Raw genomic sequence first — 21701 nt, 5'->3', positions numbered from 1 at the left:
TCTAACTAGTAGGAACAGAAAGGGGCAACTCCAATGAAAACCATTCATTCGGTCGTCACCTTAGGTTTGCTGATCGCCTCAATTGGCTTCAGTCAGACCGTGAAAACAGATATGGACAGAAGCGTAAGCTGGGATCGCTACCGTACTTTTTCCTGGCAGGACGCAAAGAAGACCAATGGCGTGGTTGATAATTCACTCGTCTCCAATCGGGTACGCCGTGCTTTTAGCGATCAACTGATGAAACAGGGTTGGACGATGAATAATGATCAACCGGACGTCTACCTGAGTTATCACATCGCAGCCCACAACCAGCGCGAAATCATTCAAACTGGCGGCTTTGGCCCGTGGGGCGGCGGTTTTCGCCGCGGATTCTATGGCGGCGGATTCTATGGCGGAAACGTTTTTACGGTGAACTATATCGCCGGTAGCCTCATCGTCGACATGGTCGATGCACATACGGGCGACTTGATCTGGCGTGGTTACGCAAGCGACCGCGCGAGTCATATGCCGGACCTCGTGTCCGACAAGAAGATTGACAAGATTGCGGAAAAGGCATTGAAGAACCTGCCGCGTCATTCCTCGTGAACAGGCTGAGTTGATCGATAGACCGGGGCTCTGGATCTGCAGAGCCCCGGTTGTGGCGTTAGCGCCGGACTAGTTCTCTGAACATTTCGCTTCCCACCAGTTCGGTTGCAGCGTCCATCAGGGAACGAAGTCCAGCCATCGCCTCTTTCCGCTTGGCAGTAGGCAGTTTGCCGAGCATGGCGGCAATGAGATCAGGTTCAAGAACTTTTTGTTTGCGTTTGATGCGATCGCCATCGGAGGTGAGATAGATCAGGGTTCGGCGCCCATCACTCGGGTCTTTCTGGCGGCGGACAAAGCTGCCACGCTCCAGACGGTCGAGGGTGAGGGACATTGTGGAGGGCGCAACGCCAATGTTGCGGGCGAGATCGAGGACGGTCATTCCATCGTTCGCATCCAGATATTCGAGAACTTTGGCCTGGTGCGTGCTGATATCGATTCCCTTCTTGCTCTTGCCATCGCCCACCTGCCGGGTGTGGCAAGCGAAGTAGATTCTTACGTAGCATTCGAGGACGGTTTCGACGTCCGACTTCGCAACCATTTCCCTGAGTCTCGCGCGAAGTTCTCCCCGCTGTCTATCCAAATTTCTTATGGAGAGCCGGTATAAAAATCAAGGTAACCGATTCCCAGCGAGCTCAAAACGCAGCCGCAATCAGATTCACTAATAATGAAAATGAGCCCTTCTGGCTCCATGCAAGAGGATTCCCGAGATGTGCTACGCTCACGACAGAGCGATGATCACGAAGCCCGGAACGCAACGAAATACCCGCCAGAAGGCCGCAATCCGTGAAGTCTTCTCGTTGATCGACCGGCCATTGGGGCCGCAAGAAGTGCTGGAAAATGCGTCTTCCCATACCAAAGGCCTCGGCATCGCGACCGTGTACCGCAACATCAAGGCATTAGTGGAAGAGGGTTGGCTGACTGCGGTGGATCTGCCTGGGGAACCATCCCGCTATGAAGTGGCGGGCAAAGCGCATCATCATCACTTTCACTGCCAGTCGTGCAAAAAAGTATATGAAGTACCAGGTTGTCCGATTCAGGTGAAGCCGCATCTGCCGTCTGGTTTTCAGGTGACGACGCATGAGGTGGTGCTGTATGGACACTGCGACCTCTGCGTGTCGAATACACTGTAAACAGACCATACATGCTCATCGCAAAAGAGTTCGTCGGATACCTGTCACGCCGCTTAGTCAGTCGCCTGAATCCAAGTTTCATTGACACCGCGAATCCAGCGGCCCTTGCCACCCAGATCGCCGATGTCATCATTGCCGACCTTGAGGTCGAGGACAAGCTCAATGATGAAGTTCGCGAGATTCTGGAGCAGTATACCGAGTACATGAGACGCGAGGGCGTTTCGTATCAGGATATGTTCCGCAAGATTAAGAGCACGATGGTGACGCAGCGCAAGATCATTCGTGCCGCCGGCCGGGAGTCGGGTGACGGGATGAAACTGTCACGCGACAAGATCACCGACCTGTCGCATCAGATCGGAGCGCTCTTGCGGAAACAGCGCGAAACCCGCGTGAAGCGGGAGCCGAATGAAACCAGGCTTGAGATCGTAAAAACCTTCACTGAAGTTTTGCAGACCGAAGAGAAGGCCGATAAGGATGCGCGGACCAAGGTGATCTCGCAGAAGAAGGGCATTCTCGAGGGAAGCGAAGAATACGAGATTCTACACAAGCGCTACTACGCCGAAGAGCTGAAGAAACTCGGCATCGAGCTTAACGCTTAAGGCTGTAGACCCGATACTCTGGCGAGACGTAGACCGCTTGCAGGTCTGCTGACGGGATGTCCTTGGTAAACACGATATAGTCGATGCCCCGGGCGCGCAGGTTGTCGTAATTGAGCGGAGGATGGCCGGGCGCGAGCAATTGCGACCAGCGTTCCCACCAGATCTCGGCATAGCGAGGGAAGTAGTTGACTTGCCCGCCCTGCTTCCAGCAAACATAGACAGCACGTTCTGCGCGGGCGCGAAAAATCCCGGGTTCGATGCGCCTCCCCAAATCCCCGAATAGAAAGACCGAATCGATTGGAGTCTTTTCCTGGGCCCAGACCGAGAGTCCATCGAGCGGTTTGGTCTCCAGTGGCTTGTAGCTTCGTGCCGCAAAGACTTCTCCGAAGAGCAGGGCGACGCTAAAACTCGCCACCCAAGCCCACTCCCGTCGTGGCCAATGAGTGGCCAACCAGACAGAGGCGAAGATCAGCGCCATCAGAATGGCTTCGTTCCAGCGGAAATCGAGAAAGTCGCCACGGAGAGCCAGGCAGAGGGGAATGATCGTCCAGCCAGCCGCCTTCAGCCAATTCCCTTCCCGGATCTCTCGCCATGCCGCAATGAAACCAGCCCACTGGCAGAGAAGGTGACAGAAGAGGAGGGCGCGCATCGGTTGGATTTGCGGGAAAAGCGCCCAACCGAGTTGTTCCAGCAGCAGATAGGAAACCGGCATCATGAGCAGCCCGAGGATTGGAAGTGCGAAGAAGTAAGGGCGAATGGCAATCGGAAGCGCCGCACGCCGGGCGGCCACAAGCGCCAAGGGACCGGTGATCAGAAACTGAGCCCACCAGCGCCAGGGCCAACTGGAAATCCAGTTGTAAGGGGCACGGAGTTGTTGGATCTTGCGATGCGTCGCATCGAGCAGACTGAAAAAGGGTTGTGCCTCGACGATGCCCTGCTGGGAATGCGAACTGATCCACAACAAGACAGCACCAACGCCGACAGAACTGAGGATGCGCCAATCGCGCAGGTAGAGGGCCACCAAAAGAACGGGCCAGACCGCGGGCGCGTGGTAGAGAAATGCGACCGTCACCAGAATCGCGGCGAACCAGCGCCAGCCCATTGCGAGCGCACCGAAACAACCAACGACCAGCGGCACCGCGAAACCACGAGGGACCGGCTCGTATTCCGTAGTGAGAACGGCAGGACCGTAGACAAAGGCGCCCAACCACAGCAGAGCGCTGGTGAGGACACCAGCGCCCTGGCTCATTCCACAAGCACGAGCCAGAAGATATGCGCCCCAATAGCCGACCCAGCGGAAGAAGAACTGTTGGAGGAAGAGGGCGGTCTCAAGGTTCAGACCGAGAGACGAGCTGAGCGCGAGTGTGACCTCATCGTAAATCGTGAAGCTGAGATGGGCTCCGCTGAGGATGAGGTCGTTGTTGAGGAGACGATGATCCTGAAGATGCTCAAAGAGTGGCACGTAGATCTGCGTGTCACTCGTCAGAAAAGTATGGCCCGGAAAGAACCAGAGGCCAAGCGCAGTGAGCGCCGCAAAAACGACGCTGAGGCTGGCCCATTCGCGCCAATTCATATTGAGGATTACTTCTCGGGGGTCTTATCGAGCTGGGTCTTGGCCCAAACACGCTTGGGATTCAGTTCGAGTGCTTTTGCAAGGGACTTGCGAGCTTCGGCATTCTTACCCGCTTTGCGCAGAGCAATGCCGCGCCACATGTAGGCATCGGCAAATTTCGCATTGAGTTGAATGGCCTTGTCGAAGTCTTCAATTGATTTGTCGATCCCACCGCCAAACGAGGGAGGCAGATAGTAATTGCCGACGCCGCGCGCCAGCCAGTTTTCGGCGGCCTTGGGATTCAATTCAATCGCTTTTGCCACTTCATCCATCGCACAGCGGCCATACTTTAAGCCGAGAAGAACATTTGCCGGAATCACCTGTCCGCAGAGGGTTCCAAGGATCCGGTGATATTCGGAATTGTGGTCCTGGGCGGCAACCGCTTTGCGTGCGGCGTCAATTCCGGCTTCTGCACTAGATGCGCTCCCCTTTTTGTCCCCCTTCTCCATCGCAACTTCCGCCTCATAACTGCGGACGACCGCCAGTTCATAAAAGGCATTCGGTTTGCTTGCGATCTTCTGTGCCTGTGCGGCGAGCGAAGCAGCATCCTGGCGGTCGCGGGCATCCTCAAGGACACCAGCCTGGAGAACGGTAAAGAACAAAAACCACAGCATCCTCTTCATTCTATCCGGCATTCCCGCCACAGGAGCAGAGCAGGCGGTACCAGGGGCAGAACAGATGGATTCCATTTTGTTTTCTGCCATGATAGAAAGTGAATTAAACGGACTTCCCCGCGTCTGTCCTTCCTAGGAATTAACGAATGAAATCGAAATTTTTCGTACAAGCCATAGTCTTGTCTGCTACGCTGATCCCACTTTGGGGACAGCCGACTAGCGTCAAGCTCAACCCTAATGCCTCGCGAGTTCTCGGGCAGCCAAAGAAAGACTTGATTACGGCAGCTCCCAATTGGGTGGAAGGGCGAGAACTGGCCGGTCCCCAGGGCGTTGCCCTGGATACCAGTGGCGGCGCCAATATTCTCTATGTCGCCGACACAGGCAATAACCGGGTTCTGGCATGGAAGAACGCCGTATCGGCCTCCAATGGCGCACAAGCTGACCTGGTGATCGGACAGCGGGATCGTTTCCGGTCTGACCCCAATGGTCCAGGCACCAGCTTTACAACCGGACTCAATGCCCCTACGGGATTGACCGTGGATCCGCAAGGCAATCTCTATGTCGTGGACTCCAATAACAATCGCATTCTTCGTTATCCGCGTCCCTTCGATCAACCTACAGACCAGTTACTGGAAATTGATGTGATGCTGGGCCAGCAGAGCTTTGGAAGCGCTTCAGGCGGAAATAGCGGCCGTACTCCGAATCAGGGACGGTCCACGCCATTGGCCAGTACTCTGTATCTCAGCGATCTGGGATCGAATATCTTCCGGGTCCGTCTTGCTTTTGATGCGAACGGGAATTTGTGGGTGGCCGATCCAGGAAATCATCGCGTCCTGCGCTTTCCTGCGCGAGTGCTGCAGCCCGGATCGTTTGGCCCCGATGCCGATGTGGCACTCGGGCAGTTGAGCTTGACGGCGAATGTTCCGAATCAAGGGGATCCCCGCGAGAAATCATCCCTTTATATCCCGACTGGTATTGCGTTCGGCGGCGATGGCCGGCTCTACGTGAGCGATGCCCGTGCCCGGGTTGTCGTCTATCGGAATCCAGGGGCAACGGGACAGTCCGCAGAGCGCATTCTGGGCGTCCTTGTGCTGCAACAAGGACAGGTGACACCGCCGACGATTAACGATGTCGCGCTCGGGTCGCCCGAAGGCCTCTTTGTTGTGAACAACCAGCTCTATGTCGTCGACGCCCGGTATCACCGAATCGTTCGCTACGGAGTACCGGATTCCTGGCCTGGAGAAACAGCGTCGTTCTCGCCGAGAATGACCGATGTCATCGGGCAGAATGACTTTAACTCCGGAGATAGCAACCGCGGAGCGCGTGTACCGAGCGGAGCCGGATTCAATCTTCCGGTGGACGCCATCGCATCTGGCAACAACATGTTTGTCGCCGACGTGAATAATCATCGGGTGTTGATGGTTTCTGGCGGAGCCCCCTATGCAGCGACAGCTACCAAGGTATTCGGTCAGGATGGTCTGGACTTGAATGCGCCGAATCTTGTCGAGGGCAAGGAGTTTTACTTCAACGGCACTTATGCAGGCAAGGTCTATCGCGGTGGTGGCATTGCGCTAGATGGGAACATTCTCTATGTTGCGGATACCCTGAACAACCGCGTTCTTGGCTTCCGCGATGTCCGCAATGTGACACTCGGCAAGAGCGCGGATCTGGTCATCGGACAAGTGAGCCTCAACCGGACCACGATTAATTCTCCTGACGGAAATCCGAACGTTCCGAATCAGACAGGTTTGTTCCTGCCCCACGCCGTTGCCGTGGACGCCAAGGGCGATCTGTATATTGCCGACACCCTGAATAGCCGCGTGCTGCGCTATCCGCGTCCCTTCGACAACATGTCGAATCTCAAGCCCAATCTGGTGCTGGGCCAATCAAGCTATACCGGGAAGATCACGGACGCCAGCCCGCGCAACATGAGTGCACCGATGGCGCTGGCTTTCACGGCTGGGGGCCACTTGCTGGTCTCTGATAACGCGCATAACCGCATTCTGTTCTTTATTCGCCCGACGGATGGAGACTTTACGAACGGCCAAGCCGCAGCGAATGTCTTTGGGCAACCGGACCTCATCTCGACAATTGCCAGCGCTGACGGCAAGCGCTTCAATGGCCCGCGCGGCATCGCCGTTGATGTCGATGACCGTATGTATGTCATTGATGCGGGGAACCAGCGCATGATGATCTACAACCGCGTTCCTCAGGCGGGCACGGACCCGAGTCCGGCGCTGAGCCTGTCGGGCTTCAATTCTCCGATCGGCATCAACTCGGATCCGCGTACAGCGGAATTGTGGGTCACCGACGGAAATAACCGGCGGAACCTCCGCTTCCCGTCTTATGAATTCCTTTCGGTGAGCTCCACCGGGAATCTCGCGGTGAACCAGGGAATCTACCCGCTCGACGTGAAGGTAGATCAAAATTCGAATCTGGTGTCGTCCGATGCGGCGAATCGCATTACCTTCTTCTATCAGGCACAATATAGTGTCAATGCAGCGAACCAGCAGAACGTCTATCTGGCAGGCGGCATGATTGCCAGCATGTACGCGCAGGGTGGCACATTTGCAACGAGCGAAGTTGTCGCGACGGGCTCGACCTGGCCGACAGAACTCGGCGACACGCAGGTACTCTTCAATGACGTTCCTGTTCCGCTTTACTACGTTGGACCGACTCAGATTAACTATCAGGTTCCTTCCAACGCTCAGCCCGGGCTGAACGCCGATGTCACCGTCATCCGCAAGTCGACGGGGCAAGTCATGGCTTCGAGCCTGGTTCCGATTGACGTAGTTTCGCCCGGCTTCTTTACCGCCACGGCGACCGGCGGGGGGCAGATCTCAGCACTCAACGAAGACAACACCGTCAATTCCACCTCCAATCCGATCGCGCGAGGCAAGGTGATTCAGCTGTATGGAACGGGTCTGGGCCCAGTTTCGAATGCCCCTGCTGACGGTAAGCCAGCGGGCAGTTCTCCGCTTTCGGTGGGCACAGAAAAGCCGGACGTCTACTTCAACGGATTGATTGTTTCGTCCGCCAATATTTTGTACTCAGGATTGGCGCCGGGCTATATCGGCCTCTGGCAGTTGAATGTGAAGATTCCGGATACTGTTGCCCCTGGCAATTCGGTCAGCGTTCTGGTGCAACTCCGGTCTGTCCCCAGTCAACAACAGAAGGGTACGACAATCGCAGTCAAGCAGTAAATTCCCGATCGGGAAGAAAAGGGCGCCTCTCTCGGGAGGCGCCCTTTTTTGATTTCTGGAAGGCGAACTTTCACAGCGCCATTCTCGTATTCTTCAGTGATGCTGACCTTCGTACTTTGGCTATTGCTCTTCGTGCTGTGCTGGCCGCTGGCGTTGCTGGCACTGGTGCTCTATCCCATTGTTTGGCTTTTGCTTCTGCCCTTTCGGATCGTGGGGATCGCTGTAGGCGGCGTGCTGCATCTGGTCTGGTCGATCGTCACCTTACCGGCCACCTTGTTGCGTGGCCGCCGGGCCGTCGCCTGAGCACAAAGTAGCTTCAGTCTCCGGGCGGTCACTCCCGCGCGCAGACTAAAAAACGAAATCACCGAAATTAAGTAACGGAAACAGTCACGAGCTTATCCTACCGGCACAATCGATGGTTTGTGACGTAGATGGCTCAAGTCTTTCATCGGAGTGCCAACAACCTCGCTAGAATCGCCATTGCTGTCGTAGTATTGACCGCGATCGGCATCCTCTGCGCCGCTTACCTGCTGAATGCCGGCTCGACGACAACCGGCGTTGGCCTCGCGATTGATCAGCACGTCCCCTTCAGCCACAAACATCACGTTGCCGACGACGGCATTGATTGCCGCTATTGTCACGGTTCTGTCGAGACCTCCAAGTTCGCCGGGATTCCCTCCACTGAAACGTGCATGAGTTGTCACGCACAAATCTGGACAAATGCGGCGATGTTAGAACCGGTGCGCGAGAGTTTCCGTTCCGGGAAATCGCTGCAATGGACCCGTGTCTATGACCTGCCGGACTTCGTTTACTTCGATCACAGCATTCATGTGAGCAAGGGCATTGGATGCTCCTCCTGCCATGGCCGGGTGGACCAGATGCCGTTGACCTACAAGGTGAACACCCTCTATATGCAATGGTGCGTGGAATGCCATCGCGCCCCCGAGAGACATGTGCGTCCGCGAGACCAGATCTTCAATCCCGCTTATCTGACTCCCGCATCGAACCAGGACATCATTGGACCGCAGTTAGTCGCTCAGTATCAAGTGCAGAGCCTAACAGATTGTGTGACTTGCCACCGGTGAATCCATGCCCCAAGAACTCCCTCAATACTGGCGCAGCTTGGAGGAATTGGCGAAGACTGAGGAGTTCCGCGCCTTCGTTGAAGACGAGTTCCCCAATCGAACTCCGGATTGGAATGATCCGGGCTCACGGCGACGCTTTCTCACACTGATGGGCGCTTCCATCGTGATGGCCGGGGCGACTGGCTGCACGGTGCAACCGAAAGAAGCGATCGTCCCTTATGTACGCCAACCGGAAAACTTCGTTCCTGGCAACTCGCTGTTCTATGCGACGGCCGCAACCTATGGCGGCATTGCGACCGGCTTACTCGTGGAGAGTCAATTGGGCCGCCCAACCAAGATCGAAGGGAACCCACTACATCCCGCGAGCCTCGGTGCGACCGATGCAGCGATGCAGGCCAGCATCCTGACACTCTACGATCCGGACCGTTCGCAAGCCGTGATCCACAGGGGCAACATCAGTACTTGGGGCAATTTCGTCTCCGCCATCACCACGGCCCGCGAGACGGCGGCAACCAAGAAAGGGGAAGGGCTGCGCTTGCTGACGGGAACAGTAACCTCGCTCACACTCGCGGCACAGATCCAAGAATTCCTGACGACGCTTCCGTCCGCGAAGTGGCATCAGTATGAAGCCTGCGGCCGGCACTCGGTACGCGCTGGGGCCCTGGCCGCTTCCGGCCAGCCCTTCAATACGATCTACCGCTTTGACCGGGCCAACGTCATTGTCTCTCTCGATGCGGATTTCTTATCTTCTACAATGCCGGGCAACCTGCGTTATACCAGGGACTACAGTGCTCGACGCCGTGCTGCGGCGGAACGCGCATCCGAGACACCACCGCGGCTCTATGTGGCCGAAGGCACGCCTTCCATTGCAGGGGGGATGGCGGAACATCGATTGCGCATGCGCAGTTGTGAGGTGGAAGCATTTGCAGCAGCTCTTTATCAGGAGTTGAAGGAACCTTCGAGCGGATCCACTGCGATAGTGCGCGCAATCGCAAAGGACCTGCAGGCGCAGCGAGGGGCGAGCATCCTCATCGCTGGCGAGCAGCAACCCGCAAAGGTCCACGTTCTGGCACACGCGATCAATCAAATGCTCGGCAATGCGGGCAAGACCGTGCTCTACACCGACCCTGTCGAAGCAAAGCCGATCGATGAGTTGCAGTCTCTTCGTGAACTAGTAAAAGACATGAGTAGCGGCGCAGTAGAAACGCTACTGGTGCTGGGAGGCAATCCGGTCTACGATGCGCCCGCAGATCTCAACTTTCTGCAGGAATTCAAGAAAGTCAAAACCCGGGTGCATCTGGGATTGTATGCGGACGAAACGGCAGCCTGGAGTCACTGGCATCTGCCCGCGGCCCACTTTCTTGAGAGTTGGAGCGATGCGCGGGCTTACGACGGTACCGTCTCGATCCTCCAGCCACTAATCGCGCCGATCTACGGCGGGAAAACTTCACATGAACTGCTGAACGTATTGGAGCATCGGACCGGACGAACGGCTCATGATACGGTCCGCGATTATTGGCAGGGACAACACCCGGCGGCGGACTTCCAGGAGTTCTGGCAGAGATCGCTTCACGATGGAGTGATCGCCGGCAGCGCCTTTGCAGAAAGAACCCCGCCCATCATCCAGACACCGACGCTGGGGACAACGCCATCCTCCAGTCTCGAGATCGTCTTCCGTCCAGATCCGGCTGTTGGAGACGGGTCCTTGTCCAACAACGCATGGCTGCAAGAAATGCCGAAGCCGCAGAACAAAATGACATGGGACAACGCCGTCTGGATCTCACCGAAGAGCGCACAGCATTACGGGGTGACCACAGGCGACGTGGTGGAGCTTCAGTTCCAAGGCCGCAAGGTGAAGGGCCCTATCTGGATGCTGCCGGGCCACGCCGACGAATCGCTGACCGTGCATTTTGGATATGGACGGACACGAGCAGGCAAAGTCGCGAACGGCATTGGGTTCAATGCCTATGCCTTGCGCCCCAGCACAGACATTGGACACGGCGTGGGAGCGTCCCTGACGCGCATCTCCAGCGGCTACCCCTTCGCCACCACGCAACACACCCAGACGATGGAGGAGCGAGATCCGTTCCGGGCCGCCACATTTGACGACTATCACCAGAATCCTGAGTTCGCGAATCCAGAAGAAAAGCATGTGGCCGATGAAACGACACTCTTCCCGTTGTGGGAATACAAGGCACATAAATGGGGCATGTCGATCGATCTTACGGCTTGTACCGGATGCCATGCGTGTACGATCGCCTGCCAATCGGAGAACAATATCTCCGTAGTCGGCAAGGCCGAGGTTTCCAAAGGCCGGCATATGAATTGGCTGCGAGTCGATCGCTATTACCAGGGTTCGCTCGAAGATCCCGCAACGTACTATCAACCCGTTCCTTGCATGCATTGTGAAAACGCGCCCTGCGAATTGGTGTGTCCGGTTGCGGCAACGGTTCATAGTGCGGAAGGTCTCAATGAAATGGTTTATAACCGTTGCGTTGGGACACGCTACTGCTCGAACAACTGCCCCTATAAGGTGCGCCGTTTCAATTTCCTGCTCTACGCCGACTGGGATACGAAGAGTCTGTTTGGAGCCCGGAACCCGGATGTCAGCGTACGAAGCCGCGGCGTGATGGAGAAGTGTAGTTACTGTGTGCAGCGCATCACCGAAGCCAAGATTGAGAGTGAGAAACGGAATCAAGCGCTCACCGATGGAGAGATCGTAACCGCCTGCCAGCAGGTGTGCCCTGCACAAGCAATTGTCTTTGGAGATCTGAATGATCCCAAGAGCCGGGTCTCCCAAGCGAAACGGGAGCACCGCAACTATGGACTGCTCGAGGAACTGAATACGCGGCCTCGCACCACTTATCTGGCACGGCTTCGCAATCCCAATCCCGATCTGGAGAAAGGCTGAGCGATTCATGACTCCGGAAGATCCAAGATCCACCGCTGTCGCCACACTGGACCCGGGCCCAGACAAGGTGATCGGTCCCGGCCATGACTTTGGCACGGTAACGGATCAGATCAGCGGTGTTGTTTTCCGTCCGTTCCTGAAGACACCGCCGCAGTTGTTTCTCGGCTTTGCGATTGGCTTCGTATTGATCAATCTCTTCCTGATCTCCATCACCTGGCTGTTTCTGCGAGGCATTGGAATTTGGGGAGTCAACATGCCAGTGGCCTGGGGCTTCGCGATCATCAACTTTGTCTGGTGGATTGGAATTGGCCATGCTGGGACCTTGATCTCGGCTATTCTGCTGCTGCTCAAACAGGACTGGCGCACCTCGATCAACCGCTTTGCCGAGGCCATGACTCTGTTTGCCGTAGCTTGCGCCGGGATGTTCCCCATCCTGCATCTGGGGAGGCCTTGGCTCGCTTACTGGCTCTTGCCCTATCCGAATACGATGTGGCTGTGGCCGCAGCCGCGCAGTCCGTTGATCTGGGACGTGTTCGCCGTTTCCACTTACGCGACCATCTCGCTGGTCTTCTGGTTCACTGGATTGATTCCCGATCTCGCCACCATGCGAGACAAGGCCGGTAACCGGACAGCCCAAAAGATCTATGGCTCCTTGGCACTCGGCTGGCGAGGCTCGGCCAAACACTGGGCGCGGTACCAGAAGGCCTATCTCCTGCTCGCCGGACTCTCGACGCCGCTTGTCATTTCTGTGCATTCGGTGGTGAGCTTCGACTTCTCCGTGGCAACGCTGCCCGGGTGGCACACCACGATCTTTCCTCCCTATTTTGTCGCCGGCGCCATTTACTCGGGCTTCGCGATGGTGTTGACCCTCGCCATTCCAGTTCGCCGCTGGTATCACCTCGAAGACCTGATCACGATGCGCCACATCGAATGCATGTCCAAGGTCATGCTGGGAACCGGACTCATCGTCGCCTACGGATATGCGATGGAAGCCTTCATGGCCTGGTATAGCTCCGGTCAATACGAACGCTATGCGTTTATCAACCGTGTCTGGGCGGGAGGCTATTGGTGGACCTATTGGCTACTCATCCTTTGCAACATCCTCATCCCCCAGTTGCTCTGGTCGAGACGCGTACGCATGTCCATCCCGCTGGTCTTTGTGATTTCTCTGGTGGTGAATGTGGGGATGTGGCTGGAACGTTTCGTGATTGTCGTGACCAGCTTGACGCGAGACTATGTTCCGTCCTCATGGGGCATGTATTATCCGACCTTCTGGGATTGGAGCACTTATGCAGGAACCATCGGCTTATTCATCACCCTGATGTTCCTGTTTATTCGGGGACTGCCAGCGATCTCGATCTTCGAGATGCGCGAGGTGGTGCACCAGAACGCGGAGGCCGAGCATGCTCACCGCGACTCCTGATGCTGTACCGCGCAGACAGGTGTACTGTCTAATGGCCGAGTTCCAGGAGCCGGAGCCACTGCTCGAAGCGGCGCGGCTGACCCGGCTGGCCGGTTACCGCAACGTGGATGCTTATACACCGATGCCAGTGGAAGGCCTGTCTGAGGCCATCGGGTTCCAGACCAACTGGGTACAGCGGCTTGTGTTTGTAGCGGGAGTTCTCGGCGCCAGTGGAGGCTTCACCTTGTGCTGGTGGATGACGGTGGTTGCCTATCCTCATATCGTAGCGGGGCGGCCCCTCAACTCATGGCCCGCCTATATTCCCATCACCTTTGAGTGCATGGTGCTCATTGCAGGACTGACGGCCGTAGTCGGAATGCTGGCGCTCAACGGATTGCCGCAGCCTTATCATCCGGTGTTCAATGCCCGCAGTTCGTGCGTGCCTCGCGGGACCGCTTTTTCCTGAGCATTGAATCAACCGACCCCAAGTTTAATCTCGAGAAGACGCGAGCCTTTCTCGAACAGTTTGATCCGACGGAGGTGATGGAAGTTGAGCCCTAGCCTCCCACTCTGCGCCGTTGCCTTGCTGCTGCTCAGTTGCCGCCAGGACATGCATGACCAACCGCGCTATAAGCCGCTTGCCGCGACCGACTTTTTTGGCGACGGACGATCTGCCAGACCGTCTATAGACGGCACCGTCGCGCGTGGGCAGCTCCGACTCGACAGCGCCCGCTATACCGGCAAAGTGGGGGATCAGGACGTCGCTTTATTTCCGTTCCCGATCACGCGTCCAGACCTTGATCGAGGCCGAGAGCGATTCAATATCTACTGCTCGCCCTGCCATAGCCGCATTGGGGATGGCAACGGAATGGTGGTCCGCCGCGGTTTCCGCCAAGCGGCATCGTTCCACACGGACAAGCTACGCAAAGCGCCGGTCGGCCACTTCTTTGACGTCATGAGCAACGGGTTTGGGGCGATGCCCAATTATGCATCCCAGGTGCCCACCGACGACCGCTGGCGGATCGCCGCTTATATTCGCGTGCTGCAATCCAGCCAGCAAGCGACGATCGCAGATGTTCCTCCCGATCAGGTCGCCACCGTGGACCAGGGAATCCTCACTCCGGCTCCTTCGCCCCAAACCCCTCAGAGTCAGGAGAAGCCCAGATGAACCCGACCGATCCCCTGCGCATCCAGATCCACCGTTGGCAGCGGATGTCGCTCGTAGTGGGCGCCGTTGCGATGCTGCTCGCCATTGTTGGGTATTTTCTCGATCCCGTGCAGTTCTTGCGTTCCTACTTATTCGGATACCTTTACTGGCTTGGCATGGGGCTGGGCTGCCTGGCGATTCTTCTCCTGCACCATACCGTGGGCGGAAAGTGGGGCATGTTGATCCGCCGCATGTGCGAGGCGGGCGCGCGCACTTTGCCTTATATGTTCGTGCTGCTCTTGCCCATACTAGTGAATCTTCCGTTGCTCTACCCGTGGGCAAGGCCAGAGGCGGCTCACGATCCCTTGATTTACTTGAAGGCCGCTTACTTGAACATTCCCGCAGTCATTGGGCGCGCAATCTTCTATTTCGTGATCTGGGCATTGTATGCCTACCTATTGAGCCGCTGGTCCGGCGAACAGGACCGCACAGGAGACGAAAAACTAATCGGAAAGATGCGCTCATGGAGTGCGCCCGGTCTGATTGTTTTCACCTTTGTCACCACCTTCGCCTTTGTGGACTGGGTCATGTCGCTAGAGCCACATTGGTTCTCCACGGTCTATGGAGCGATGTTCCTCGTTGGCCAGGTCCTCGAATCGTTTGCCTTCCTGATCGCGCTGGTGATCATTCTCGCCGGGCGGCCTCCGTTGCGCGAGCATGTCACCAAGCAACACCTCCACGACCTGGGCAATCTGATGTTCGCATTCATGGTTTTGTGGGCGTATCTCTCCTTCTCGCAATTCCTCATCATCTGGTCCGGCAATCTTCCCGAGGAGACCCCCTGGTATCTGCATCGCCTCAATGGAGGATGGACTTGGGTCGCGCTTAGTTTGGTGATTTTTCATTTCTCCGTCCCGTTTTTGCTGCTACTCCTGCGAGGAGTCAAACGTGATGCAGAACGCTTGTTGAAAGTTTGTGTGCTGATGATCGCCGTGCGGGTGATTGACGTGTACTGGGTGATTGAGCCGGCATTCTACAACCGGACCCTCAACCTCCATTGGCTGGACGCCGTAACCCTCATCGCGGTTGGTGGGCTGTGGCTGGCGGGGTTCTGCTGGCAACTGCAATTGCGGCCCATCCTTCCCTTACGGGACTCGCGCCTGGAAGGATCTCCCAGAGAAACCGTGGCGTTTTGAAGGTCAGGAATATGGAAGCGGAACAAAGAACGATCGGACACGAAGTTCAGGATGCCAGTATCCGCGGGACTCTCTATGCCGGATTGGGTCTGGCAGTTGGCATTATTGTAGCCGGGCTGATTGTCCTCGCAATCTTCCACTATCTGGCCGGCCAGAAGACCCGCGCGGAGAATGTTGCCGGCATGGCCGACACCGAGATGCGGCAACCCCCACCCTCGCCCCGCCTTGAGGATCATCCGGCCATAGAGCTGCAGGAACTGCGCACGCAAGAAGATCTCCTGCTGTCCACCTATGGCTGGACCGACAAGAAAGCGGGCCTGGTTCGAATCCCGATTGAACGAGCAATGCAATTGCAGATGGAACGCGGCTTTCCTGTGCGGAAGGAAGGCAGCAAATGAACTCCGCCCGGCTCCTGTTCTTAGTCTGGAACCTCAGCCTGCTGGGACAGGTGCAGACCGCATGGCGGCCCGCCATTCTCAGTAGCGTGGGCATTGAGCAGAAGATGGGCGCTCAAGTTCCGCTGGATCTCCCCTTCAGTGACGAAACAGGCCAGCGCGTGACGATACGCCAATATACCGGCAAGCCGATCATCCTGGCGCTGGTTTACTACCAGTGCCCTTCCCTTTGCAACATGGTGCTCAACGGGCTGCTCCGCAGCGTGAAGACATTGTCGCTCCAGGCGGGCCAGGACTTTGAGATCGTCACGTTGAGCTTTGACCCTCGCGAAACAGCGCAGATGGCAGTCGCGAAAAAGGCGAGCTATCTGAGAGGCTATGACCGGCCGGGCGCAGAGCAGGGCTGGCACTTTCTGACAGGCGCGGAGCGTTCGACGAAGGTCCTGGCGGACACCGTCGGATTCCATTATGCCTATGACAACCTGACCAATCAGTATGCCCACAGCAGCGCCATCCTGGTGCTGACACCAGATGGACGCGTCGCCAAATACTTCTATGGAATCGAGTACCCAGTGCGCGATCTCCGTCTGGGCCTGATTGAAGCCGCCGGACGGCGGATTGGCTCTCCGATCGATCAGGTGCTGCTGTTCTGCTATCACTACAATCCGGCGAATGGGAGGTATGGGCTTGTCGTGATGAATGTGCTGCGCATCGGGGGACTCTTCACACTCGGCGCACTCAGCACCTTCATCTTCATCAGCCTCTGGCGCCGCGATCTCCGGCAACAAGGAATGACATAAATGAACGTCTTTTCCATATTCCCTGAGCGCGCATCCACCGTCGCCGGTGAGGTCGATGCCTTGTACCTCTTCCTGCTGGTGGTTGGAATCGGCATGACCGCGGTCATTTTCGGTTGCGTCTTCTTCTGTGCTTTTCGTTACCACCGCAAGTCGGACGATGAGAGGCCTAAAGCCATTCACGGTTCGCTTCCACTCGAGATCACCTGGAGCGTGATTCCCTTCCTGGTCATGATGGTCATGTTCGCCTGGGGCACCGAGCTGTACTTCCGGAACTATGTGCCACCCAGCAAGAACACGCTCGATCTCTATGTCGTGGGCAAACAGTGGATGTGGAAGATCCAGCATCCACAGGGCAAGAGTGAGATCAATGAGCTGCATGTGCCCGTCGGCCAGGCGGTGAAGCTCACACTCGCCAGCGAGGATGTTATCCACAGCTTCTTTATCCCAGCCTTTCGACTCAAGAAGGACGTTGTCCCCGGCAGCTACCAGACCTTCTGGTTTGAAGCGACAAAGTCAGGCCGCTATCACATCTTCTGCGCAGAGTATTGCGGCACCAATCATTCACGGATGATTGGCTGGGTGACCGCCCTCGAACCGGCGGACTATCAGAAGTGGCTAGCTGGAGGCCATGACGGCGAGTCGATGGCAGTGCAAGGGGAGAAGCTCTTTCAGCAATACGGCTGCGCCAGTTGCCATGCGAACGATACCCAAGGCCGCTGCCCCTCTCTGCATAATGTCTTCGGACGCCGGGTTTTGCTCGAAGGTGGACAGACCGTGACAGCAGATGAGGCTTATCTGCGCGAATCGATTCTGAACCCGAACGCGACGATCGTCAAGGGCTATCCACGAGATGTGATGCCGGTCTTCCAAGGGCAGATCCCCGAAGAAGAGCTGATGCAGCTGATGGTTTATCTCAAGAGCCTGTCCATGCCAGTTGCGGCTGAACCCGCATCCTCCCCGAAGAGCGCTCCCCTGCCAGGACGGAAATAAGGAATTTCTCATGAGCACGATACTCCAGCCACCGCCGCCTCACATCGAACAGAAGATCAACTACCTCAACGTGGACTATGGATGGAGATCCTGGCTCTTCACAACCGACCACAAACGCATCGCCCTGCTCTACCTGTTTTCGATCACCGCGTTCTTCTTTGTCGGCGGAGCCTTTGCCGTCGCGATGCGAATCAATTTGCTGTTTCCCGAAGGGCTGGTCGACAACGATACGTACAACAAGCTGTTCACCATGCATGGGATTGTCATGGTCTTCTTTTTCCTGGTCCCTTCGATTCCCGCAACGCTCGGTAATTTCCTGATCCCGCTGATGATCGGCTCGCGGGATCTCGCCTTTCCACGGATCAATCTGTTGAGCTGGTACATCTACATTGTGGGCGGCATCTTCACGATGACGGCCGTACTGCAGGGGGGCGTCGATACAGGCTGGACCTTCTATGCACCATTCAGCACCACTTACTCCAACACTCACGTCATCCTGGCCGCGGTGGGAGTGTTTATCTCCGGGTTCTCATCGATCCTCACAGGACTCAACTTCATCGTCACGATCCACACGATGCGATGTCCGGGAATGACATGGTCACGGCTTCCGCTCTTTGTCTGGGGCCACTATGCCACCAGCATCATCCAGGTGCTGGGCACCCCAGTGATCGCCATCACGCTGGTGCTGCTTGGCCTCGAAAGGATTCTCCATACGGGGATCTTCGATCCGAAACTGGGCGGAGATCCGATTCTGTTCCAGCATCTCTTCTGGTTCTATTCGCATCCGGCAGTCTACATCATGATCCTGCCCGGGATGGCGGTCATCAGCGAGCTGGTCTCCTGCTACTCACGGAAATCAGTCTTCGGGTATGGCTTTGTCGCATTCTCCAGCCTGGGAATCGCGGTGCTGAGCTTCGTGGTTTGGGGCCACCATCTGTTTGTCGCCGGGCAGTCGATGTACGCGAGCATGGTCTTCTCCTTTATGAGCATGGCGGTTGCGGTGCCTTCGGCGATCAAGGTATTCAACTGGACGGCGACGATGTTCCGGGGTTCGATTTCATGGGAGACACCGATGCTCTACGCGTTTGGGTTCATCGGACTCTTCACGATCGGTGGACTGACCGGACTCTTTCTGGCGACGATGGCGATCGATGTCCATGTCACCGATACTTACTTTGTCATCGCGCACTTCCACTACGTGATGGTGGGCGGAATGGTGATGGCTTATATGGGCGGCCTTCATTTCTGGTTCCCCAAGATCACCGGCCGGCTTTATCCCGAGGGATGGGCCAAGTTTGCGGCGCTGATCATCTTTGTCGGCTTCAATCTCACCTTCTTCCCCCAGTTTCTGCTCGGCTATCTTGGCATGCCGCGGCGCTACGCCACTTATCCCGATGAGTTCCACGCCTTGAATGTCTTATCTACGGCCGGGGCGTCGATTCTCGGGGTGGGCTATCTGATTCCGATGATCTACCTCACTTGGGCGTGGCGGAAGGGCCCCCTCTCTCCACAGAATCCGTGGAAGGCCAAGGGACTCGAATGGGAGCAAGCTCCTACACCTCCGCCGACCTTCAATTTCGACGATCCACCGATCGTGACCGAGCCGGCTTACAACTATTCCGCCATTCCGGAGGAGGTGCATCGTGGCTGACAGCGAAATCGTTCTCCATCCGCCCGGATTGCAACATCATTTCGACGACAGTGCCCAGCAGCTAGAAGCCTCGACGCTCGGGATGTGGGTCTTTCTGGTCACCGAGATCATGTTCTTTGGCGGAATGTTCGCCAGCTATACGATCTATCGGAATCTGTACCCGGAAGCCTTTGCCTCCACCAGCGCCTACATGAACGTCACCATCGGCGCCATCAATACAGGAGTGCTGATCTGCAGCAGTCTCACGATGGTGTTGGCGGTGCGTGCCGCGCAACTGGGCCGGAATCCGGCAATCGTCCGCTATCTGACGTTGACCCTGATCCTGGGCCTCATCTTTTTGTCACTGAAGTATTTCGAATACCACGAAAAGTGGGTGGATCACCATGTCCCCGGACCATCGTTTGAGTACGCCGATCCGCGTTTTATCCATCAGGCCCAGATTCTGTTTTTCCTCTACTTCGCCATGACGGGTATGCACGCGATCCACATGATTGTCGGGGCCGGGCTGCTGACCGTGCTGATCGTAAAGGCACACCGCAATCGCTTCAGCGCTGCGTGGTACACACCAGTTGAGATCGTCGGCCTGTACTGGCATTTCGTCGATATCGTCTGGATTTTCCTATTCCCACTGCTCTATCTGATCGGACATCACTTATGACGCACCAAGTAGTTCCCGTTAAGACCTATGCGACAGTGTTCGGATCACTGATCGCCTTGACTGTCCTGACCGTGGGCATTTCGAAATTCGACATGGGCGAGTTCAACTTCATCTGCGCCATGTCGATCGCGGTGGCTAAGGCAGCCTTGGTGCTTTGGTTCTTTATGGACGTCCGCCGCTCCAGTTCGATGACGCGACTGTTCATCGGAGCAGGATTATTTTGGATCGCGATCCTGCTGGTGTTCCTGCTGAGCGATTACCTGAGCCGCGGCTGGCTGCCGCTGCCGAAGTGGTTGTAGCCATCCTTCATCGAGTGGGCGATGAAACGCTGGGCCTGTTCTCCGATTCGTTCAACCAGTACGGAGGCCGGCCATAGTGGCAATAGATGTTCTTCTCGTACTCTCGCGTGATCTCCATACCCTCGAAATATTCGGGACAAGTCTGAATCGCTTTCCGTGAGAGGGCCACAAAGACACTCGAAGCCGGCCAACTGACCCGCTCCACCCAGGACGGGGAGAGAAGAACTTTCTTACCCGGCCACCAATTTCTCGTGGCGACTTCCAGATAACGAATCGCCCAAACCTCATCGTCAATCACAAACTGATCCACGTGGCCAATCTCGCCATCGTTCGCATGGATGTGATAACCCGTCACCTCATCCGTACTGCGGAGATGGGAGTCGCCTGGTTCTCTTCCGGCGCGGTCCTCCAGGGTCTGCTGGGAGTGGGCCATCGGGTCCATCATCAGACCGGTGGGGTAATAAGCCGCTCCCCACAGATACGGACCATCCCAATAGTATGGATATCCGTAATAGGTCATGTACTGCGCTTCGTGTTGCCGGGAGACTGGCTTGTGTTTGTCGATGCTGGGGCTGTTCTCGATCTGCCGTCTGGTGAGTTTCACATCAATACGCCGGGCGGACCAGTCGGTCTGAAGGACGGCAATGGGGGAGATGAGTACTTGCCGTCCACCCAACCAACCACCGGTCTCGAGCGTCAGATAACGGACGCCCCAGGTTTCATCATCGAAATAGAAGTCTTCCACCGTTCCCAGCTCACCGTCGGTTGCTCGGACCACCAGCCCTTTGAGCTTCCTCGTCGTTGTCATCATTGGATTTGCCCTCCCGGGCAAGAACAGCTAGCGGGCGGTAGCAGCAACCGGGTCAGAAGAATGCACGGCCGCCTGAGCCGGTCCAGTGCGTTCCAGAATGGCTCGCGCCTTTTCCACTTCTGCGGCGGACCCATGCAAAATCAGCAGATAGTGATCAGTCTTCAACGCCAGTTCGTACTGGATCACGCTATCTTTCGGGATTCCCATGCCCACCAGTCCGGCTCCAATCGCACTCAGGCCACCCACGACCACAGCACTTTCAAGAGCCCCGACAATCCAAGCGACAACGGGACCGGCAACCAGAACAGGACCGATCCCGGGAACAGCAAAGAATGCAGAACCAAACAGGAGGCCCCAGAAGCCTCCCCAGAAAGCGCCGGCCTTGCCCCAGCGCTTCATCCGGTCCCCATTGTTGTAGTATCCAACTACCGTTTCATCCGTATGAGGATCTTTGCCAATAATGGACAGGCTGCGCATATCAATGCCTGCGCGCTGCAGTTCTTTGACGCCTTGTTCGGCCCCTTCATGTGAGGGATAAACAGCTACGACTGAATTCTGACCAGACATTCTTTTTCCTTTGTAATTGGATTCGTAATTTTCAAGAGTTCTTTAG

The 21701-nt window shown here is 56.6% G+C and carries 21 protein-coding genes and 1 pseudogene; 17 read left to right on the top strand and 5 right to left on the bottom strand.

All coding sequences use genetic code 11. From position 1 onward, the window contains the following. The first annotated feature begins 33 nt into the window (after positions 1-33). The gene (locus M017_RS28040; protein ID WP_051670667.1) at positions 34-585 is read left to right on the top strand and encodes a DUF4136 domain-containing protein; all 552 of its coding nucleotides are present in this window, start codon (positions 34-36) and stop codon (positions 583-585) included. Between the two features lie 58 nt (positions 586-643). On the opposite strand, the gene M017_RS28035 is transcribed toward M017_RS28040, so the two are convergent. Beyond that, complete coding sequence (locus M017_RS28035; protein ID WP_051670666.1) at positions 644-1123, bottom strand: MarR family winged helix-turn-helix transcriptional regulator; 480 nt, start codon at positions 1121-1123, stop codon at positions 644-646. A 193-nt stretch (positions 1124-1316) separates the two neighbouring features. Between M017_RS28035 and M017_RS0120475 the strand changes: the two genes are divergently transcribed. Both M017_RS0120475 and M017_RS0120470 read left to right on the top strand, forming a co-directional pair. Continuing rightward, positions 1317-1715 carry a Fur family transcriptional regulator gene (locus M017_RS0120475; protein ID WP_031500035.1) on the top strand — a complete coding sequence of 133 codons (399 nt, stop codon included), beginning with the start codon at positions 1317-1319 and terminating at the stop codon, positions 1713-1715. 11 nt (positions 1716-1726) lie between these two features. Next, on the top strand, positions 1727-2314 hold the full coding sequence (locus M017_RS0120470) for a DUF507 family protein (protein ID WP_031500033.1): 588 nt from the start codon (positions 1727-1729) through the stop codon (positions 2312-2314). Here the strand turns inward: M017_RS0120470 and M017_RS0120465 are convergent. Both M017_RS0120465 and M017_RS0120460 read right to left on the bottom strand, forming a co-directional pair. After that, positions 2304-3887, bottom strand: coding sequence for a hypothetical protein (locus M017_RS0120465; RefSeq protein ID WP_031500032.1), 1584 nt, complete (start codon positions 3885-3887; stop codon positions 2304-2306). The genes M017_RS0120470 and M017_RS0120465 overlap by 11 nt on opposite strands. An 8-nt stretch (positions 3888-3895) precedes the next feature. Continuing rightward, a complete protein-coding gene (locus M017_RS0120460) occupies positions 3896-4540 on the bottom strand; it encodes a tetratricopeptide repeat protein (RefSeq protein ID WP_031500031.1) in 645 nt (214 codons plus the stop codon). A gap of 146 nt (positions 4541-4686) precedes the next feature. On the opposite strand from M017_RS0120460, the gene M017_RS0120455 reads away from it, so the two are divergent. The 14 genes and pseudogenes from M017_RS0120455 to M017_RS0120390 all read left to right on the top strand — a co-directional run bounded on the left by M017_RS0120455 (position 4687) and on the right by M017_RS0120390 (position 20277). Then, positions 4687-7743, top strand: coding sequence for a hypothetical protein (locus M017_RS0120455; RefSeq protein WP_080508045.1), 3057 nt, complete (start codon positions 4687-4689; stop codon positions 7741-7743). A gap of 99 nt (positions 7744-7842) precedes the next feature. Further along, positions 7843-8046: a hypothetical protein gene (locus tag M017_RS0120450; protein ID WP_031500029.1), complete on the top strand. Its 204-nt coding sequence runs from the start codon at positions 7843-7845 to the stop codon at positions 8044-8046. A gap of 128 nt (positions 8047-8174) precedes the next feature. Further along, positions 8175-8828, top strand: coding sequence for a cytochrome c3 family protein (locus M017_RS0120445; RefSeq protein WP_031500028.1), 654 nt, complete (start codon positions 8175-8177; stop codon positions 8826-8828). Positions 8829-8832: 4 nt separating this feature from the next. Next, positions 8833-11739, top strand: coding sequence for a TAT-variant-translocated molybdopterin oxidoreductase (locus tag M017_RS0120440; protein WP_035958733.1), 2907 nt, complete (start codon positions 8833-8835; stop codon positions 11737-11739). A 7-nt stretch (positions 11740-11746) separates the two neighbouring features. Beyond that, positions 11747-13162, top strand: coding sequence for an NrfD/PsrC family molybdoenzyme membrane anchor subunit (nrfD, locus tag M017_RS0120435; protein ID WP_051670665.1), 1416 nt, complete (start codon positions 11747-11749; stop codon positions 13160-13162). Then, positions 13143-13702 (top strand): annotated as a pseudogene (locus tag M017_RS26960) (DUF3341 domain-containing protein). The gene nrfD and the pseudogene M017_RS26960 overlap by 20 nt, the downstream one beginning before the upstream one ends. Further along, entirely contained in the window at positions 13692-14309 is a 618-nt protein-coding gene (locus M017_RS0120425) for a c-type cytochrome (protein ID WP_051670664.1), read from the top strand. Before M017_RS26960 ends, M017_RS0120425 begins: the two are co-directional and overlap by 11 nt. Continuing rightward, on the top strand, positions 14306-15484 hold the full coding sequence (locus M017_RS0120420) for a hypothetical protein (protein WP_031500024.1): 1179 nt from the start codon (positions 14306-14308) through the stop codon (positions 15482-15484). The genes M017_RS0120425 and M017_RS0120420 overlap by 4 nt, the downstream gene beginning before the upstream one ends. An 11-nt stretch (positions 15485-15495) precedes the next feature. Further along, on the top strand, positions 15496-15882 hold the full coding sequence (locus M017_RS0120415) for a hypothetical protein (protein ID WP_031500023.1): 387 nt from the start codon (positions 15496-15498) through the stop codon (positions 15880-15882). Continuing rightward, positions 15879-16679: an SCO family protein gene (locus tag M017_RS0120410; protein ID WP_031500022.1), complete on the top strand. Its 801-nt coding sequence runs from the start codon at positions 15879-15881 to the stop codon at positions 16677-16679. The genes M017_RS0120415 and M017_RS0120410 overlap by 4 nt, the downstream gene beginning before the upstream one ends. Beyond that, entirely contained in the window at positions 16680-17669 is a 990-nt protein-coding gene (coxB, locus tag M017_RS0120405; RefSeq protein ID WP_031500021.1) for a cytochrome c oxidase subunit II, read from the top strand. A gap of 10 nt (positions 17670-17679) precedes the next feature. After that, positions 17680-19320: a cytochrome c oxidase subunit I gene (ctaD, locus tag M017_RS0120400; RefSeq protein ID WP_031500020.1), complete on the top strand. Its 1641-nt coding sequence runs from the start codon at positions 17680-17682 to the stop codon at positions 19318-19320. Then, a complete protein-coding gene (locus tag M017_RS0120395; protein ID WP_238325988.1) occupies positions 19313-19978 on the top strand; it encodes a cytochrome c oxidase subunit 3 family protein in 666 nt (221 codons plus the stop codon). Before ctaD ends, M017_RS0120395 begins: the two co-directional genes overlap by 8 nt. Continuing rightward, positions 19975-20277: a cytochrome C oxidase subunit IV family protein gene (locus tag M017_RS0120390; RefSeq protein ID WP_031500018.1), complete on the top strand. Its 303-nt coding sequence runs from the start codon at positions 19975-19977 to the stop codon at positions 20275-20277. The genes M017_RS0120395 and M017_RS0120390 overlap by 4 nt, the downstream gene beginning before the upstream one ends. Positions 20278-20284: 7 nt before the next feature. Here M017_RS0120390 and M017_RS0120385 read toward each other — a convergent pair whose 3' ends face one another. Together M017_RS0120385 and M017_RS0120380 are read right to left on the bottom strand one after the other, a co-directional pair. Beyond that, on the bottom strand, positions 20285-21088 hold the full coding sequence (locus M017_RS0120385) for a PRC-barrel domain-containing protein (RefSeq protein WP_031500017.1): 804 nt from the start codon (positions 21086-21088) through the stop codon (positions 20285-20287). Positions 21089-21115: 27 nt separating this feature from the next. Next, a complete protein-coding gene (locus M017_RS0120380; RefSeq protein ID WP_035958730.1) occupies positions 21116-21655 on the bottom strand; it encodes a general stress protein in 540 nt (179 codons plus the stop codon). Positions 21656-21701 lie beyond the last annotated feature (46 nt).

The organism is Bryobacter aggregatus MPL3 (genome assembly GCF_000702445.1).
GTDB lineage: Bacteria > Acidobacteriota > Terriglobia > Bryobacterales > Bryobacteraceae > Bryobacter > Bryobacter aggregatus.
This window is presented reverse-complemented; position numbering and strand designations above follow the sequence as displayed.